This window comes from uncultured Paracoccus sp. (assembly GCF_937873615.1).
Taxonomy (GTDB): Bacteria; Pseudomonadota; Alphaproteobacteria; order Rhodobacterales; family Rhodobacteraceae; genus Paracoccus.
Genome location: NZ_CALMYP010000068.1, coordinates 90,143 through 105,674, shown reverse-complemented (window position 1 = coordinate 105,674; position 15,532 = coordinate 90,143). Strand labels below are relative to the sequence as shown.

Here is a 15,532-nt window from a genome sequence, read left to right as displayed (position 1 = left end):
AATCGCATGGATCTGTTCTTCGAAATCCTCGTCACCGCGCTTCTGGTCATCAGCGGAATCTTCGGCTTCGTCGGCTCCTACGGGCTGGTCAAGCTGCCAGAGCCGATGACCCGCCTGCATGCGCCGACCAAGGCCGCGACGCTTGGGGTGGGTTCGGTCCTGATCGCCTCGATGATCTATTTCGCCTGGTTCAACGGCCATGTCAGCTGGCATGAGCTGTTGATTACGCTGTTCATCTTCCTGACCGCACCGGTGACCGGCCTGATGATCGCCAAGGCGAATATCTTCCGGCACTGGAGCAAGGAAGAACTGCCCCCGACCGGCGCCGGCACCGGCTGGGCGACGCTTTCGGACGCACCGAGCCTGATGGATGACGGCGCCGATTCGCGCCTGAAGCACGAAGGCGATTGAGCAATTGCGTCGGTCCGGCGTGATCGCCGGACCCGATCAGATCAGATCAGCCCGGCGTGGCGCATCGCCTCTTCGATGCGGGTCTTTGCGGACTGGGTCAGGCCCACCAGCGGCAGGCGCACACGCTCGTTCCCGATGCCCAGCCTCGACAGCGCGTATTTCGCGCCGACCAGCCCCGGCTCCAGGAAGATCGCCACATGCAGCGGCATCAGCTTGTCCTGCAATTCCAGCGCTTTCGCATAGTCGCCGGCCAGCGTCGCCGCCTGAAACTCGGCACAGAGCTTCGGCGCGACATTGGCGGTGACGCTGATGCAGCCGACGCCACCATGGGCGTTGAAACCAAGCGCCGTCGCATCCTCGCCCGAAAGCTGGATGAAATCGGTCCCGCAGGCGATGCGCTGCTGGCTGACGCGTTCCAGCTTGCCGGTCGCGTCCTTGACGCCGACGATGCGCGGCAGCGCCGCCAACTCGCCCATCGTCTCGGGCAGCATGTCGACGACAGAGCGGCCGGGAATATTGTAGATCACGATGGGCAGGTTCGTCGCCTCGTGGATCGCGGTGTAATGCGCGATCAGCCCGGCCTGGGTCGGCTTGTTGTAATAGGGCGTCACCACCAGGGCACCAGAGGCCCCCACGCTTTCGGCATGCTGCACCAGCCCGATCGCCTCGCGGGTGGAATTCGAGCCCGCCCCCGCGATCACCGGCACCCGGCCATCGGCGACGCGGATGACCTCTTCGACGACTTTGCGATGCTCGTCATGGCTCAGCGTCGGGGATTCGCCGGTGGTTCCGCAGGGCACCAGCCCGGTGCTGCCCTGTTCGATCTGCCATTCGACGAATTTCTTCAGCGTGTCCAGATCCAGCTCGCCGTTCGGGTCGAACGGGGTGATCAATGCGGGCAAGGACCCTTTGAACATGACACGCTCCTGTTGCATGAAGGTTGAAAACTTGCGGGACACTAGACGCAGGCGGGGCAATTGCCAAGCTTGTGAATTGCAGGCGGCGGGGCTTCGCCACAGATTGGGCGGGATGATGTATCCGATTAGAAACATGCTCTGCGCCGCGATTATGGCGCTGGCGGGCACCCTGCCCGCCCGGGCCGAGTCGCTGCCCGAGATGGCAACGGCCCTGACCGCCGCCGGGGCGAAGAACTGGCCCATGGCCCGCGCATCCGCCGCGAAATCTGGGCCGGTCGCCGAAAATCTGGTCGAATGGCAGGCCCTGCGCGCAGGAGAGGGCAGCTTCGCGGATTACCTGTCCTTCGCGCGCGACCATGCCGACTGGCCGGGGATGGACCTGCTTTATCAGCGCGGCGATGCCAGGCTGTCGACCGCAACACCCGCCGCCGATGTGGTCGCGTGGTTCGCGGGTCACGAACCCGGAACCGCCACCGCCGCCGGTATCCTGATCGACGCGCTGGAAAAGACCGATGCCAAGGGTGCCGCGGCCAAGGCGCTCTGGGCCTGGGAAACCCTGCCGATGAGCCCGGTTGAACAGACCGCCTTTCTCGCCGCGCATGGCGATCAGATCAAGGACCTGTCGCCGCAGCCCTATGACAGCCGCGTCTTCGCGGCTCTGGACCGGCAGGACTGGCAGGACGCCCAGTCCGGTCTGGCCGGCATGTCCGACAAGGCGCGCCCGCTTGCCGAGGCGCGGATCGCGACTCAGGCCCGGCGCGGCGGCATCGACGATCTGATCCTTGCCCTGCCCGCCGATCAGCAGGCCGATGCCGGCCTGGCGATGGATCGGTTTCAATGGCGGGTGAAGGCCAAGATGCACGATCTGGCGCGCGAGTTGATGCTGGAACGCTCAACCTCGGCCGAAAGCCTGCGCGACCCCGAGCTCTGGGCGGCGATGCGCGCCGACTATGCCCGCGCCGCGCTGCGCGACGGGAACTGGAAGCTTGCCGAAGATCTGGCCGCCCCGCATTTCCTGACGCCCGGAACCGAGGAATTCGCCGAAATGGAGTTCCTCGCCGGCTATGCAGCCCTGCGCGGCGGCGCGCCGGACCGGGCCTTGCAGCATTTCGGCCATCTCGGCGAACAGACCAGCAGCGTCATCAGCCAGTCCCGCGCCTATTACTGGCTGGGCCGCGCGCATGAGGCGGCGGGCGATGCCGAGGCCGCGCGCAAGGCCTTCGAACATGCGGCGACCATGCAGACGGCCTATTACGGCCAGCTTGCCGCCGAACGCATCGGCGCGCCCACCGATCCGGCGCTGTCCATCCCTGGCCGGGCCGAGGCCGCGCTGCCGCAATGGCGACGCTCCGCCCTGCGCGAGAACGAGGTGTTTCAGGCCGGCGTCTTCGCCTTTGCCGCCGGCCAGCCCGATCTGGGACAGCGCTTCTTCCTGCACCTGTCGGAAACCGCCGCGCCCGAGGATATCGGGCGGATGGCCCGGCTGGCGTTGGAAATGCGCTATCCCTGGCACGCGCTGCGTCTGGCCAAGCGGGCGGCGGCGCGGGGCGCGGTCTATCCGGCGGCCTATTTCCCGCTGACCGGGCTGGAGCATGAGAAGCTGGACCTGCCGCCGGAGCTGGTCATGTCGATCTCGCGCCAGGAATCGGAGTTCAACCACACCGTATCCTCGCATGTCGGCGCGCTCGGGCTGATGCAGTTGATGCCCGGCACGGCGCAGCAGATGGCCGAGAAGCTGGGGCTTCATTACGACCGCGCCGCCCTGACCTCGGATCCTTATTACAATGCGAGGCTCGGCACGGCTTACCTGCAGACCCTGCGCGACCGGTTCGGGCCATCCTCGGCGCTTGTCGCGGCGGGCTATAACGCCGGGCCGGGCCGGTCGCGGCAATGGACGGAACGCTTTGGCGATATCCGCAGCGGCGCCGATCCCGTGGACTGGGTCGAGATGATCCCCTTCGACGAGACCCGCAACTATGTCATGCGCGTGACCGAGGCCCTGCCGATCTATCGCGCGCGCATCGCCGGCCAGCCGGTTGCACTGACACCGACGAAGGACCTGACCGGCGACGGCTACATCCCGCCGCCGCCGAAGCCGCGCCAGACCCTGGCCGAGGTGCTGACCCAGTCGCGCCGCCCGCCGCGCGAGGGCGATCCGCTGTCGCCCGAGGCCACGGCCTTCGACCGCAATGAGGCGGCAGCCCCCGCCGCTCCGCCCGCGGTCCGGCCCATGCCGCGCCCGGCCAGCAGCGCCGCCGGAATCTCGACCGGCGGCTAAAGCCTGCGACCCCGGCTCATATGGCGCTTGCCGGCATGGCCCGGCGCGCGTTCGACCGCGAAACCCGCCGCCTCCAGCGCGCGCCGGACATGGCCGGCAGCGGAATAGGTGGCGAAGGTGCCGCCCGGGACGGTATGGGCCCCGACCTCGCCCATCAGCGCGGGCTCCCAAAGCTCGGGGTTGCGGGCCGGTGAGAAGCCGTCGAGGAACCAGGCATCGGCCATGCCTTGCCATGCGGGCAGCGTGTCGCGCGCATCGCCGACAATCAGTTCGACCTCGACCTGACCCAGCCAGAAATGGCGGGCTGCGTAGCCCCGGCGCAACGCCTCGGACAGGGCGGCAAGACCGGGAAAGGCGGCATGGGCGCGTTCCAGTTGATCGAGCGCCATCGGAAAGGCCTCGAAACTGGTGAAGCGGATCGGCACCTGTGCCAGCTCCGCCAGAGCCAGCAGGTTCAGCCCGGTGCCGAAGCCCAGTTCGGCCACCTGAAAGCCCGGTCGCAGCCGCGCCGGCAGGTCGTTGCCGGCCAGAAAGACATGGCGCGTCTCGGCCAGCCCGCCGGCAAGGCTGAAATAGGGATCGTCGAAACGCGTCGAGACGGGCACACCGCCATCGCGCCATTCCAGATCCGGCGACTGGTCCTTTGTGGTCATCGGGGTTAACTCCTTCCCTGGCAGAACTGGCGAAAGAGGGCGGCAATGGCAAGCATCAGCGTGATCGGCGCGGGCATCGCGGGGCTGTCGCTGGCATGGGAGATCGCAAAGCGCGGCCACCACGTCCGCGTGATCGAGGCCGAGGGGATTGGCGCGGGCTCATCGGGCGGAACGGTGGGGGCGCTGGCGCCCCATGCGCCGGATGGCTGGAACGCTAAGAAGCAGTTCCAGCTGGAAAGCCTGCTCTCGGCGCAGGGCTTCTGGACCGAGGTGGCCGAGGCCGGCGGCATGGACCCGGGTTACGCCCGCACTGGCCGGGTGCAGCCGGTCGCGGCGGCGGATCTGCCGAAGCTGAAGGCGCGGATCGAAGGTGCGGGCCGCTTCTGGGGCAATGCCGCGCGCATGTGGCTGACGCAGGACAGGCCCGGCGGGCCGCTTTGCCCCGACAGCCCGGATGGCTGGTGGCTGATGGACGACCTGACGGCACGGCTGTCGCCCCGCGCGGCGGGGGCAGCGCTGGCTGCGGCCATTCGCAGCCGGGGCGGCGATATCATGATCGGCCAGCGGGCCGACATCAGCGAAATTGACGGTCCCGCCATCTGGGCCACCGGCACCGAAGGGCTGGCACAATTGGGCGAGGATCTTGGCCGCAAGGTCGGTCAGGGCGTGAAAGGGCAAAGCGCGGCGCTGGCATACAATGCGCCCGACGCGCCGCAGGTCTATGCCGGCGGGCTGCATATCGTTCCCCATGCCGACGGAACGGTCGGCATCGGCTCGACCTCGGAAAACAGCTTCGATCATCCCGGCACGGATGCCCTGCTGGAAGATGTGATCGACAGCGCGAGGTTGCTTTGCCCCGCGCTTGCCGGGACGAAGGTGGTGACGCGTTGGGCCGGGATCCGTCCCCGGGCGAAATCGCGTGCGCCGCTGGCCGGGCCTTGGCCGGGCAGGCCGGGGCAATTCGTGCTGAACGGCGGCTTCAAGATCGGCTTCGGCATGGCCCCGGCACTGGCGCGGTGCATGGCCGATCTGGTGCTGGAGGGGCGCGACGACCTGCCCGAGGGCTTCCGCCTTCAGGGCAGCGGCGACACCCCGATCAGCGGCGCGTGAAAATGCAGAAGCGCCGCCCAGACCAGCACCGCCACGATCAGGCGCGGGATTGACGGAACACCGTGCGGGCACCACCGCCCGGTAATCAGCGCCGCCCCGGGCCAGAGCGAGCTATGCGCCGCCAGCCGCGCAAAATCCGGCAGCGATGCCCGCGCCCGCGCCTCGGCCGCGAAAACGCCGGACAGGGCGAAGGCCAGAAGCGGGGCATAAAGCAGGACATGGGCCAGATCGCCATTGGCCAGCAGATGCACCCCGGCCCAGATGGCGAATGCCCACATCAACGGATGACGGGTCAGCCCGACAATGCCGGGGCGGGCGGGGTCAAACCCCTCGGCATGGCCACCGAAGGCGAAGGGGTTCTTCGCCCCGACCGCAAAGACCGTCAGCAGGATCGCCAGCGGCATGGCGATATTGGCCAGCCAGCGCTGCCACTCGGCTTGCGGCCAGATCTCGACATAGGGCGCCCGCCCCGCCGCCATCAGCAGCCAGTAGAGCAGCCCGAGCGACAGGATACTGAACCCGGCGATATAGCCGCCGCGACCGAAACGCCGGATCAGCGCTGCCTTCAATCTGGGCCGCATGGGGATGATATGGGCAGCCAGAAACAGCGCGAAGGCCAATGCAAGCTCGCTCCACCCCGACATCTGCGCCTCCGTCTTGAGATCACGCCCAACGCGTGATTGGTTGGAGGAGACCTAGCCAATCCAAAGCCCGGATACCAGCATGACCCGCCCCGCCATCATCGTCGCCCATGGCCAGCCCTCGGACCCCGAACCGCAACAGCAGGCGGTCGAGGCTCTGGCCGCCGCCGTTGCAGCACAGGGCGACAGGCGGGTGATCGGCGCAACGCTGGCCAAGCCCGGCGCGTTGGAGCGGGCGATTGCCGCCGCACCCGGCGCGATGGTCTATCCGATGTTCATGGCGGCGGGCTGGTTCACCGGCACCGAATTGCCGCGCCGGCTGGCAAAGGCGGGCGCACCAGATGCCTGTGTGCTGCGCCCCTTCGGGCGCGATCCCGGCCTGCCGGACCTCTGCCGGCGCACGATCGGCGATGCGGCGAGGGCCGCCGGCTGGAACGCGCAACAGGTGACGCTGCTTCTGATCGCCCATGGCTCGCAACGCGCGCGGGCATCAGCCGAGGGCACCGAGGAGATGGCCGAGCTTCTGCGCCCCCGCTTCGGCCGGGTCGTCACCGGCTTCATCGAGGAGGCACCGTTTCTGAAGGATGCGGCAAAAGACCTCGGCGCGCATGTGATCGCATTGCCGCTTTTCGCCACCCGCGCCGATCACGTCACCGACGATATCCCCGAAGCCCTGACCGAGGCTGGCTTTACCGGCACCTGCCTGCCGCCCATCGGCCTGTCGCCCGAGGCACCCCCGATGATCGCCGCAGCCCTGACCCGGGCCGAGAGCGTGATTGCACAGCCGGCCTCCGGGGCTTAGGTTCCGCGCAGGACAACAGCAGGAGAAATTCCCATGACGCAGCAGCGTTTGCACCTCGTTTTCGGGGGCGAATTGATCGACCTGGAAGGGAGCGAGTTCCGCGACACCTCGGCCATCGAGGTGATCGGCGTCTTCCCCGATTACGCCTCGGCCCATGCCGCCTGGAAAGGTGCCGCGCAGCGCACCGTCGACAGCGCCCAGACGCGTTACTTCATCGCCCATCTGCACCGTCTGATGGATGAGGGCCGCGAGACCAGCCCGACGGCGGAACTGGGCATCTGATGACGCCCCCCGGTGGGATGCGGGGCCTGATCGGGCGCTGGCTGGGCGATCCGGCCAGCCCCGCAGCCCCACTGCCGGAATTCGCGCTGCCCACAGGCGAAGGGCCGCTTGTCTGGATGCGCATCGGCGCCGGCCATGGCCAGAGCGCGGCGGACGATACGGCGCTGCCGCCGACGCTGATCCAGCTTCTGATGCAGATGCGGCGCGCCGGTCTTCAGATCGCGGTCAGCCGCGTGGCGGACAGCCCCGCCGATATCGGCACGCGCGGCGTCGTCGCCATCCCCGATCCCGGAACCGAGGCCGGCCCGCTTTCCACCTGTCTCGACGCGATGGAGCCCCGCGCTGTGCTGTTGATCGGCCCCGATCTGCCAGCGGCGCTGATCGGCGCCGCGCATGATCGCGGGATCCCGGTGATCCTGACCGAGGCCCGGCTGAGCGCGCCGCCGCAACGCTGGTCGCTGCCCGGGCTGCGCCGCCGTTCCCCCCTTACACAGCTGAGCCTGCTTCTGCTGCCCGATCTCGCCAGCCGCGACGCGGCGCTGAGCCTTGGGGCCGATGACGCCCGGGTCGAGGTCACCGGCCCGATCACCCTGACCCGCGAACCCCTGCATCACAACGAGGCCGAGCGGCAATCGCTGGCCGAAGCCTTTCAGGGCCGCCAGCTCTGGCTGGCCTCCACCGTCAATATGGCCGAGCTGGAGGCAGTGATTGCGGCACAGCTGACCGTGCTCAGCTATAGCCACCGCGCCATGCTGATCCTGATGCCAGCCGACCCGCGCGGGACCGATGCCATGGCCGAAGCAATGACCGAGGCCGGGCTGGTGGTGGCGCAGCGCAGCCTCGACGAGGACCCGACCGAGGAGGTCAATGTCTACCTCGTCGATGACAGTTTCGAGATGGGCCTGTGGTATCGGCTGGCACCGCTGTGCTTCATGGGCACGACGCTGGCCGGCCCGACCGAAGCGGCGCGCGACCCGTTCGAGGCCGCCTCGCTGGGATCGGCGGTGATCCACGGGCCGCAGGACGGGGCCTATGGTGCCGAATGGGCCCAGCTCGACGGGGCCGGTGCCGCCCGGCGGATCGAGGATGCGACCGCCCTGCCGCAGGCCGTGCTGACGCTGCTGGCACCCGATCAGGCGGCGCTGCTGGCCAGCAACGCCTGGGCGGTCTCGACCGGTGGGGCGGGGGTCGCCAATCGCATCGCCCATGCCATCCGCGACACCATCCAAGGAGAACCCGCATGAGCCGCCGCGCCCCCGCCTTCTGGTTCCGCCGCCCGCCGGTTCTGGCCGCGCAACTGCTGCGCCCGCTCGGTTCGCTTTACGCCGGTGCCACGGCGCGGCGGCTGGCGCGGGGCAGCCGGCAGAAGCTGGGCGTGCCGGTGATCTGCGTCGGCAATATCAATGCCGGCGGCACCGGCAAGACCCCGACCGTCATCGCGCTGGCGCAACGGCTGCAGGCGCAGGGTGTGGCGGTGCAGATCGTCAGCCGCGGCTATGGCGGCACCATGACCCAGCCGACCCGTGTCGATGAACGCAGCCACAGCGCATCTGAGACCGGCGACGAGCCGCTGCTGATGTCGGCCTTCGCCCCGGTCTGGGTCGCGGACAGCCGGCTTGAGGGCGCGCGCGCGGCCATAGCCGATGGCGCACAACTGATCCTGCTGGACGACGGTTTTCAGGACCCTTCGCTGGTGCATGACCTGTCGCTGGTCGTCGTCGATGCCGCCAAGGGCTTCGGCAACGGGCTCTGCATCCCTGCCGGCCCCCTGCGCGAGCCGGTCGGCACCGGGCTGAAGCGCGCCGACGCGGTGATCTCGATCGGTCTGCCGGCCATGCAGGACCGGTTTTCGGACAATTGGGGCCATGAGCTGAATCTGCCGCATCTCAAGGGCGCGCTGCATCCGCTGCAGACCGGCATCGACTGGGCCGGCCATCGCGTTCTGGCCTTCGCCGGCATCGGTCACCCGGAAAAATTCTTCGCCACACTGCGCGATCTCGGTGCCGATCTGGTCCGGGGCGAGGCGCTTGACGATCATCAGCCCTTCACCCCCGCCCTGCTGCAACGGCTGGAAACCGAGGCGCGGCTGACCGGCGCACAGCTGGTCACGACCGAAAAGGACGCCGTGCGCCTGCCCGAGGCTTTCCGCCGCAATGTGCTGGCCCTGCCGGTGCGGCTGGAACTGGCGGATTGGACACCGCTCGACCGGTTGCTTCAGCCGCTGATCGGCACGTCGTCCTGACCGAGCGCGGGCGAGGGCCGGTCGCTCGCCAGTTCCGCATCCGAGAAGACCACCGGCAGCCGCACGCCAGGCACCCCGCCGGGGGCGATGCGCAGCCCGCGCGCGATGACCTGCGGATCGGCGAAGACATCGCCCATGTCGTTGATCGGCCCGGCGGGAATGCCGCGCGCCTCCAACGCCGCCAGAAGCGCGTCCCGCGCCCATCCCCGCGTCACCGCCTGCAAACCCGCCGTCAACGCCTCGCGGTTGCGGATGCGGTCGGCATTGGTGGCGTAATCGGGCGCGCTTGCCAGTGCCGGCAGGCCCAGCACCTCGCAAAGCCGCCGATACTGCCCGTCATTGCCGGTGGCGATGATGATCCAGCCATCGGCACAGTCGAAGACCGCATAGGGCACCAGATTCGGATGCGCATTGCCCATCCGCTGCGGTGCCGTGCCGGTGGCCAGGTAATTCATCGCCTGATTGGCCATGACCGAGACCGCCACATCCAGAAGCGCCATGTCGATATGCTGGCCGCGCCCGGTCGTCTGGCGCTGATGCACGGCAGCCAGGATCGCCGTCGCTGCATAGACCCCGGTGAAGATATCGGTGACCGCCACGCCGACCTTCTGCGGCTGGCCCGAAGGTTCGCCGGTCACGCTCATCAGCCCGGACATGCCCTGAATGATATAGTCGTAGCCCGCGCGATGGGCATAGGGGCCGGTCTGGCCGAAGCCGGTCACGCTGCAATAGATCAGGCGCGGATTCAGCGCCGCAAGGCTTGGGTAATCCAGCCCGTATTTCGCCAGCCCGCCGACCTTGAAATTCTCGATCAGGATATCCGCATCGGCCACCAGATCGCGGACCTTCTGCCGGCCCTCCGGGCTGCGGAAATCGGCGGTGGCAGATCGCTTGCCACGATTGGCGGCATGGAAATAGGCCGCCGTGCGGTCGGCGCTGCCATCCGGCCCGGTCCTGTCGATGAAGGGCGGTCCCCAGCGACGGGTGTCGTCGCCCTCGGGGGCCTCGACCTTGATTACCTCGGCACCCAGATCGCCGAGAATCTGGCCGGCCCATGGACCGGCCAGGATTCGGGCAAGCTCGACAACCTTGAGGCCGGCGAGCGGGGTCATCAATTGGCCGGCGCTTCCGCCAGCTTGGCGTCGATGATGGCCTTCATGTCGCCCCAGGCCTGGTTCTGCACGATCTCGCCGCCCATGACGAAGGTCGGCGTGCCCTCGATCTCGTGCTCTTCCATGTTCTTCTGGAAGGTCGCGACAAGGCTTTCGACGCGGGCGGTGTCGTTCCAGCAGGTATCGACCTGTTCGGCGGTCATGCCGGCCTTGGCGCCGATCTTGCGCAGGTTGGCCACCAGAGCCTCGCCATCCTTGGCACTCAGCCAATCGGCCTGCTCGTCCATCAGCATCCCGGCGACGGGGTAATATTTCGTCTCGTCGCAATGGGCGAGAATCCCGGCCCAGAGACCGACCTGATCGAAATAGACATCGCGCTGCGCGAAGCGGACCTTGCCGGTGTCGATATATTCCGATTTCAGCGTCGGAAATACGTCCTGATGGAATGCCGCGCAATGCGAGCAGGTGAAGCTGGCATATTCGTAGATGGTCAACGGCGCGCTTTCCTCGCCCAGGAACTGATCCTCGATCAGGGCCGGGGTCGCGGCCTGATCGGCGGCGGCAGGGGCGGCTTCGCCGGTGGCCGCGCCTTCGGCTGCGGGGGCCGCATCCTGTGCCAGCGCCGGCATCGCCAGCGCCGCCGAGATCAGCGAGGCGGAAATGACGTGGCGAATGTCGAAACGAAGATCGAAGCTCATCTGGGGGCCTTTCGGTTGGTTCTGTCCTTGCGGGACAGCTTGAGCATGGCCAGCCGCGTGACTGCGGCCTGCAATGCAGGGTCGGTGATACCCGCTGCCATCGCCTCGGCGGCGCGGCGGGTGTCGGGATCGGGGGGGCGCGACGGCGCGGGCGCCGCGTCGAACTGCGCCTGACCTTCGGCAAAGCCGGTCGGCGCGGTCTGGGTCAGGACGATGCGCGAAATGGCGTTATAGCCATAGCAGGCATTCACCCGGTCGCGGATCGCCGGCAGCTGCATTTCCAGCAAGGGTGCCGCCGCCCCGGTGGTCAAAAGGGTCAACGTCGCCCCGAAACTGCCTCGGCCATGGGCGATCTTGACCGGCCGGGCACGGGTGGCGACTTCCGGTCCGGCGATCTCGGGCCAATGGGTCAGCAGGCGCGCGACCGCGAAGCCACGCCCCTCGGCCGCATGACGGATCGGTTCGGCCACCAGACTGGCGGCCTGCCGAAATCCGCGCGAACGGCGGCGGGGCTGTGACATCAGGCGCTCCTGCGGCTAAGACGGGGGCAGTTTACCAAGCCGGTGCGGGGATGCCAGTGAGCCTGTTCAAAAAACGCGTGATCCATGCGTGATCTCTCGGGGAAACTGCTGAACTGGTATGACCGCCACGCCCGCGCCCTGCCCTGGCGGGTGCCGCCCGGTCAGGGCCGGGCCGATCCTTACCGCGTCTGGCTGTCCGAGATCATGCTGCAACAGACCACGGTCGCCGCCGTAAAGGCCTATTTCGAGCGTTTCACCACGCTCTGGCCCAGCGTTGAAGCATTGGCGGCGGCAGATGATGCCCGGGTCATGGCGGAATGGGCCGGGCTTGGCTATTACGCGAGGGCGCGCAACCTGCGGGCCTGCGCGCGCGAGGTGGCGGCGGCAGGCGGGCGCTTTCCGACCGACCGCGCCGCCCTGCAGGCGCTGCCCGGCATCGGTCCCTATACTTCGGCCGCAATTGCCGCCATCGCCTTCGACCAGCCCGAAACGGTGGTCGACGGCAATGTCGAGCGCGTCGTCGCCCGCCTTTTCGCGGTGGAAACGCCCCTGCCCGCCGCCAAGCCCGAACTGACCCGGCTGGCGGGAACCCTGACCCCGCAACAGCGGCCCGGCGATTTCGCGCAGGCGATGATGGATCTGGGTGCCACGATCTGCACCCCGCGCAGCCCGGCCTGTGGCATCTGCCCGCTCAATGACACCTGCGCCGCGCGGCGGGCCGGCATCGCTGCCGAATTGCCGCGACGGGCACCGAAAGCGGCGAAGCCCCGGCGGCAAGGCATCGCCTGGGTGGTGCTGAACGAGGATGCCGTCCTGCTGGAGCAGCGCCCGCCAAAGGGCCTGCTGGGCGGCACGTTGGCCTTCCCCTCGACCGGCTGGGATGGCAGCGACCTGCCCCCGCCGCTTGATGCCGAATGGCAGGAACTGGGCCATGTGACCCATGTTTTCACGCATTTCGCGCTGGAACTTCAGGTCATGCTGGCACACGCGACCGGCAATCCGCAGCGCGGCATCTGGATGCCACGCCGCGATTTTTCGCCCAGCGATCTGCCGGGGCTGATGCGGAAGGTCTGGGCGCGGGTCGAAGAGACCCTGCGACAGAACTAGACCCGGCGCGGCTCAGACTTCGTGGCCGCGCTCGATCCGGGCGTATTCGCTGGTCTTGCGGCTGTCATCGCCCTCGCGCTCATGCGGGCGGCGATGCAGGGCGGTTACTGCAGGATGGGTGCCGGACTGACGGTCCTGGCTGACATAGGCGCGGACACGGCCACTGCCGGTGCTGCGCTCATGATCCGTAACTGTCTTGGTCATCGAATACTCCTCCTCAGGGGTTCAACGACTATAGGGCCGAATCGGTTCAAAACCAAATCAGGCGGCCTGCACCCCCTGCCCCGAGGTCAGGATCGCATGAAGCGCGGCAGGGTCCGAATTCGCCCGCAGCTTGGCGCGCAGGTCAGGATCGCGCAATGTGCGCGACACCAGAGCCAGCGCCTTCAGATGCTCGACACCGCTGCCCTTGGGCGCAAACAGCGCGAAGATCAGGTCGACGGGCTGGCGGTCGACAGCGTCGAAATCCAGCGGCTTGTCCAGCTTGATGAAGATCCCGGCCACATGATCCAGCGTATGCAGCCGGGCATGGGGCAAGGCCACCCCGTTGCCGACCCCGGTCGGCCCGAGGCTTTCGCGTTCCTGAAGCGCATCCAGCGTCTGGCTGGCATCCAGCCCGTAAAGCTGGGCGCCCATCTCGGCGATATCCTGGAACAGCCGCTTCTTGGAACTGGCCTGAGGATAGGCGCGAACGGCGCCGGGTTTGACGATCGTGCTAAGCTGCATTCCCATATGATTTCCCACTATCCCGGACCGCACAGGCGATCCGGGATGGCCACCGCGATCAGCGGCGATTAGCTGATGTTGCGCGGGTCGATCCAGCCGATATTTCCGTCATCCCGGCGATGGACGACATTCACGCCCCCATGTTTCTCGTTGCGGAACACCAGAAGCGGAGCCCCGGCCAGTTCCATCTGCATCACCGCATCGCCGACCGAAAGGGTCGGCACGCGCGCTTCCATTTCCGCGACGATGACGGGTTGAAGACCGCCTGCGTCCTGCGATTCCCACTCGTCTTCGTCGGCGGGCAGCACATACAGGCCGGCGGCGCCGTATTCAACCGGTTCGGACCTGTCCTTATGGTGATCTTTCAACCGGCGCTTGTAGCGGCGCAGCTGCTTGTCCATACGCTCGCGGGCCGATTCGAAAGCGGCGTAGATCTCGGGATCCTCGCCCTTGGCCTGCACCGTCAGACCTGTGGAAAGATGAACGAGCGCGTCACAAACCAGCATATGCGCCTTCTTCGAGAATGTGACGATGGCCTCGGTCGGGCGCTGCGAGTATTTCCCCACGGTCTCACCCAGCTCCGTCTCTACGTGCTGGCTCAGGGCCTCGCCAATGTCGATCTGTTTTCCACTGATCTGGTAACGCATCGTTTTTCCTTTCGCTGCCGGGCCCCCGGGCCTGCGCATCGGGGCTGCTCCGGTCCGGATCAGTCTGCGACCGGGCCGCGGGACTGTCAACGATCTGGGCGCAGAACCGCCGCCCGAAGACGGGCCTGAAATCAACTGCCGGTCGTCAGGCCAGTGTGAAGGCCTGACCCAGATAAACCTCTCGAACGCGGGGATCGGCCACGATTTCCGCGGTTGTGCCGGACATCAGCACATGGCCGTCATGCAGGATATAGGCGCGGTCGACGATCCCCAGCGTCTCGCGGACGTTGTGATCGGTGATCAGAACGCCGATACCGCGAGATTTCAGGTCGTGGACGAGGGCGCGGATATCGGCCACGGCAATCGGGTCGACCCCGGCGAAGGGTTCGTCCAGCAGCAGGTATTTCGGGTTCGAGGCCAGACAACGCGCGATCTCGGCCCGGCGCCGCTCGCCCCCCGAAAGTGCCATGGCCGAAGCATTGCGGATATGACCGATGGAAAACTCGCCCAGCAACTCCTCCAGCCGGTCGCGGCGGTGGTGCGAATCGCGCTCTGCCACCTCCAGCACGGCCATGATGTTCTGCTCGACCGTCAGCCCGCGAAAGATCGACATCTCCTGCGGCAGATAGCCGATGCCCAGCCGGGCGCGGCGGAACATCGGCAGGCCGGTGGCATCGACGCCATCGATATGGACGCTGCCGGAATCGGGCGCGACCAGACCGGCGATGCAATAGAAGCAGGTGGTCTTGCCCGATCCGTTCGGCCCCAGAAGCGCCACCACCTCGCCCTGGGCCAGGTCCATCGAGACATCGCGGATCACCGGGCGCTTGCGATAGGATTTGCGCAGCTTGCGGACGACAAGCTTGCGGTCTTCGCCGGTCTCGCTCATTGGGTGGAGCCCGGTTGCAGGATGGTGCGCACGCGCCCCGTGGCCTGCGCGGTGTTATCGGTCAGGTTGACGACGATCTTGTCACCCGACATCACGTTCTCGCCCTGAGTCACCAGCACATCGCCGGTCAGCGTCACCAGACCGGTCGCGACCTCATAGACGGCATGTTCCGATTCGGCTGCGTCGCCGGCCTGAACCAGCGTGACATTGCCGGTCGCATCGAGGCTGGAGATGCGGCTTCTGTCCTGAGAATCGTAATTCACCACCACCCTGTCGGCGGCAAGCCGCATATCGCCCTGTGCAATCAGCACCTTGCCGGTCAGTTCGGCCTGCCCGCTGGCCTGGTTCACCACCATGTTGTCGGCCGAAACCTCGACCGGCGCGTTGGTATCGGCCGGGGTGCCGCCGAAGGGCACGGTCTGCGATACGACCGGCAGAGCTGCCATCAGCGTAACAAGCAGGGCAAGGCTGGGAATGCGGCGCATCGGCTTTCCTT

General features: G+C 67.5%; 19 protein-coding genes. 8 read left to right on the top strand and 11 right to left on the bottom strand.

Annotated elements, in window-relative coordinates:
- Positions 1–6: 6 nt before the first annotated feature.
- The gene (locus Q0330_RS18350) at positions 7–411 is read left to right on the top strand and encodes a Na+/H+ antiporter subunit G (protein WP_299483041.1); all 405 of its coding nucleotides are present in this window, start codon (positions 7–9) and stop codon (positions 409–411) included.
- Positions 412–452: 41 nt separating this feature from the next.
- Here the strand turns inward: Q0330_RS18350 and dapA are convergent, their stop codons facing one another.
- Positions 453–1,328, bottom strand: a complete 876-nt coding sequence (gene dapA / locus Q0330_RS18345) for a 4-hydroxy-tetrahydrodipicolinate synthase (RefSeq protein ID WP_299483039.1) — start codon at positions 1,326–1,328, stop codon at positions 453–455.
- 112 nt (positions 1,329–1,440) lie between these two features.
- Between dapA and Q0330_RS18340 the strand changes: the two genes are divergently transcribed.
- Positions 1,441–3,606, top strand: coding sequence for a lytic transglycosylase domain-containing protein (locus tag Q0330_RS18340; RefSeq protein ID WP_299483037.1), 2,166 nt, complete (start codon positions 1,441–1,443; stop codon positions 3,604–3,606).
- Here the strand turns inward: Q0330_RS18340 and mnmD are convergent.
- Positions 3,603–4,259, bottom strand: coding sequence for a tRNA (5-methylaminomethyl-2-thiouridine)(34)-methyltransferase MnmD (mnmD, locus tag Q0330_RS18335; protein ID WP_299483035.1), 657 nt, complete (start codon positions 4,257–4,259; stop codon positions 3,603–3,605). The two genes, Q0330_RS18340 and mnmD, sit on opposite strands and share 4 nt — an antisense overlap.
- 45 nt (positions 4,260–4,304) lie before the next feature.
- Between mnmD and Q0330_RS18330 the strand changes: the two genes are divergently transcribed.
- The gene (locus Q0330_RS18330; protein ID WP_299483033.1) at positions 4,305–5,369 is read left to right on the top strand and encodes an FAD-dependent oxidoreductase; all 1,065 of its coding nucleotides are present in this window, start codon (positions 4,305–4,307) and stop codon (positions 5,367–5,369) included.
- Here the strand turns inward: Q0330_RS18330 and Q0330_RS18325 are convergent.
- The gene (locus Q0330_RS18325; RefSeq protein ID WP_299483031.1) at positions 5,333–6,013 is read right to left on the bottom strand and encodes an NnrU family protein; all 681 of its coding nucleotides are present in this window, start codon (positions 6,011–6,013) and stop codon (positions 5,333–5,335) included. The genes Q0330_RS18330 and Q0330_RS18325 overlap by 37 nt on opposite strands.
- Before the next feature lie 79 nt (positions 6,014–6,092).
- Here Q0330_RS18325 and Q0330_RS18320 point away from each other — a divergent pair, with 79 nt between their 5' ends.
- Genes Q0330_RS18320 through lpxK form a run of 4 tightly spaced genes read left to right on the top strand, consistent with a single transcriptional unit; the run spans position 6,093 to position 9,336 of the window.
- Positions 6,093–6,812 (top strand): CbiX/SirB N-terminal domain-containing protein, encoded by a 720-nt coding sequence (locus Q0330_RS18320; RefSeq protein WP_299483029.1) that lies wholly within the window; start codon positions 6,093–6,095, stop codon positions 6,810–6,812.
- 33 nt (positions 6,813–6,845) lie between these two features.
- Positions 6,846–7,094 carry a DUF4170 domain-containing protein gene (locus Q0330_RS18315; protein ID WP_299483027.1) on the top strand — a complete coding sequence of 83 codons (249 nt, stop codon included), beginning with the start codon at positions 6,846–6,848 and terminating at the stop codon, positions 7,092–7,094.
- Positions 7,094–8,338, top strand: a complete 1,245-nt coding sequence (locus tag Q0330_RS18310) for a glycosyltransferase N-terminal domain-containing protein (protein ID WP_299483025.1) — start codon at positions 7,094–7,096, stop codon at positions 8,336–8,338. The genes Q0330_RS18315 and Q0330_RS18310 overlap by 1 nt, the downstream gene beginning before the upstream one ends.
- On the top strand, positions 8,335–9,336 hold the full coding sequence (gene lpxK / locus Q0330_RS18305; protein WP_299483023.1) for a tetraacyldisaccharide 4'-kinase: 1,002 nt from the start codon (positions 8,335–8,337) through the stop codon (positions 9,334–9,336). Before Q0330_RS18310 ends, lpxK begins: the two co-directional genes overlap by 4 nt.
- Here the strand turns inward: lpxK and Q0330_RS18300 are convergent.
- From Q0330_RS18300 to Q0330_RS18290, 3 genes are read right to left on the bottom strand one after another with little or no spacing between them, the layout of a single operon-like run.
- A complete protein-coding gene (locus Q0330_RS18300) occupies positions 9,309–10,451 on the bottom strand; it encodes a CaiB/BaiF CoA-transferase family protein (protein ID WP_299483021.1) in 1,143 nt (380 codons plus the stop codon). The genes lpxK and Q0330_RS18300 overlap by 28 nt on opposite strands.
- A complete protein-coding gene (locus Q0330_RS18295; RefSeq protein WP_299483019.1) occupies positions 10,448–11,146 on the bottom strand; it encodes a DsbA family protein in 699 nt (232 codons plus the stop codon). Before Q0330_RS18295 ends, Q0330_RS18300 begins: the two co-directional genes overlap by 4 nt.
- Positions 11,143–11,667: a DUF721 domain-containing protein gene (locus tag Q0330_RS18290; protein ID WP_299483017.1), complete on the bottom strand. Its 525-nt coding sequence runs from the start codon at positions 11,665–11,667 to the stop codon at positions 11,143–11,145. Before Q0330_RS18290 ends, Q0330_RS18295 begins: the two co-directional genes overlap by 4 nt.
- A gap of 84 nt (positions 11,668–11,751) precedes the next feature.
- On the opposite strand from Q0330_RS18290, the gene mutY reads away from it, so the two are divergent.
- Positions 11,752–12,774, top strand: a complete 1,023-nt coding sequence (gene mutY / locus Q0330_RS18285) for an A/G-specific adenine glycosylase (RefSeq protein WP_299483015.1) — start codon at positions 11,752–11,754, stop codon at positions 12,772–12,774.
- A gap of 12 nt (positions 12,775–12,786) precedes the next feature.
- On the opposite strand, the gene Q0330_RS18280 is transcribed toward mutY, so the two are convergent.
- The 5 genes from Q0330_RS18280 to lptA form a co-directional block, all read right to left on the bottom strand.
- Positions 12,787–12,978: a hypothetical protein gene (locus tag Q0330_RS18280; protein ID WP_299483013.1), complete on the bottom strand. Its 192-nt coding sequence runs from the start codon at positions 12,976–12,978 to the stop codon at positions 12,787–12,789.
- 57 nt (positions 12,979–13,035) lie between these two features.
- On the bottom strand, positions 13,036–13,500 hold the full coding sequence (locus Q0330_RS18275) for a PTS sugar transporter subunit IIA (protein WP_299483011.1): 465 nt from the start codon (positions 13,498–13,500) through the stop codon (positions 13,036–13,038).
- Positions 13,501–13,568: 68 nt separating this feature from the next.
- Complete coding sequence (raiA, locus tag Q0330_RS18270; protein ID WP_299483009.1) at positions 13,569–14,147, bottom strand: ribosome-associated translation inhibitor RaiA; 579 nt, start codon at positions 14,145–14,147, stop codon at positions 13,569–13,571.
- 145 nt (positions 14,148–14,292) lie between these two features.
- Positions 14,293–15,036 (bottom strand): LPS export ABC transporter ATP-binding protein, encoded by a 744-nt coding sequence (lptB, locus tag Q0330_RS18265; RefSeq protein ID WP_299483007.1) that lies wholly within the window; start codon positions 15,034–15,036, stop codon positions 14,293–14,295.
- On the bottom strand, positions 15,033–15,521 hold the full coding sequence (gene lptA, locus Q0330_RS18260; protein ID WP_299483005.1) for a lipopolysaccharide transport periplasmic protein LptA: 489 nt from the start codon (positions 15,519–15,521) through the stop codon (positions 15,033–15,035). Before lptA ends, lptB begins: the two co-directional genes overlap by 4 nt.
- Positions 15,522–15,532: the final 11 nt, after the last annotated feature.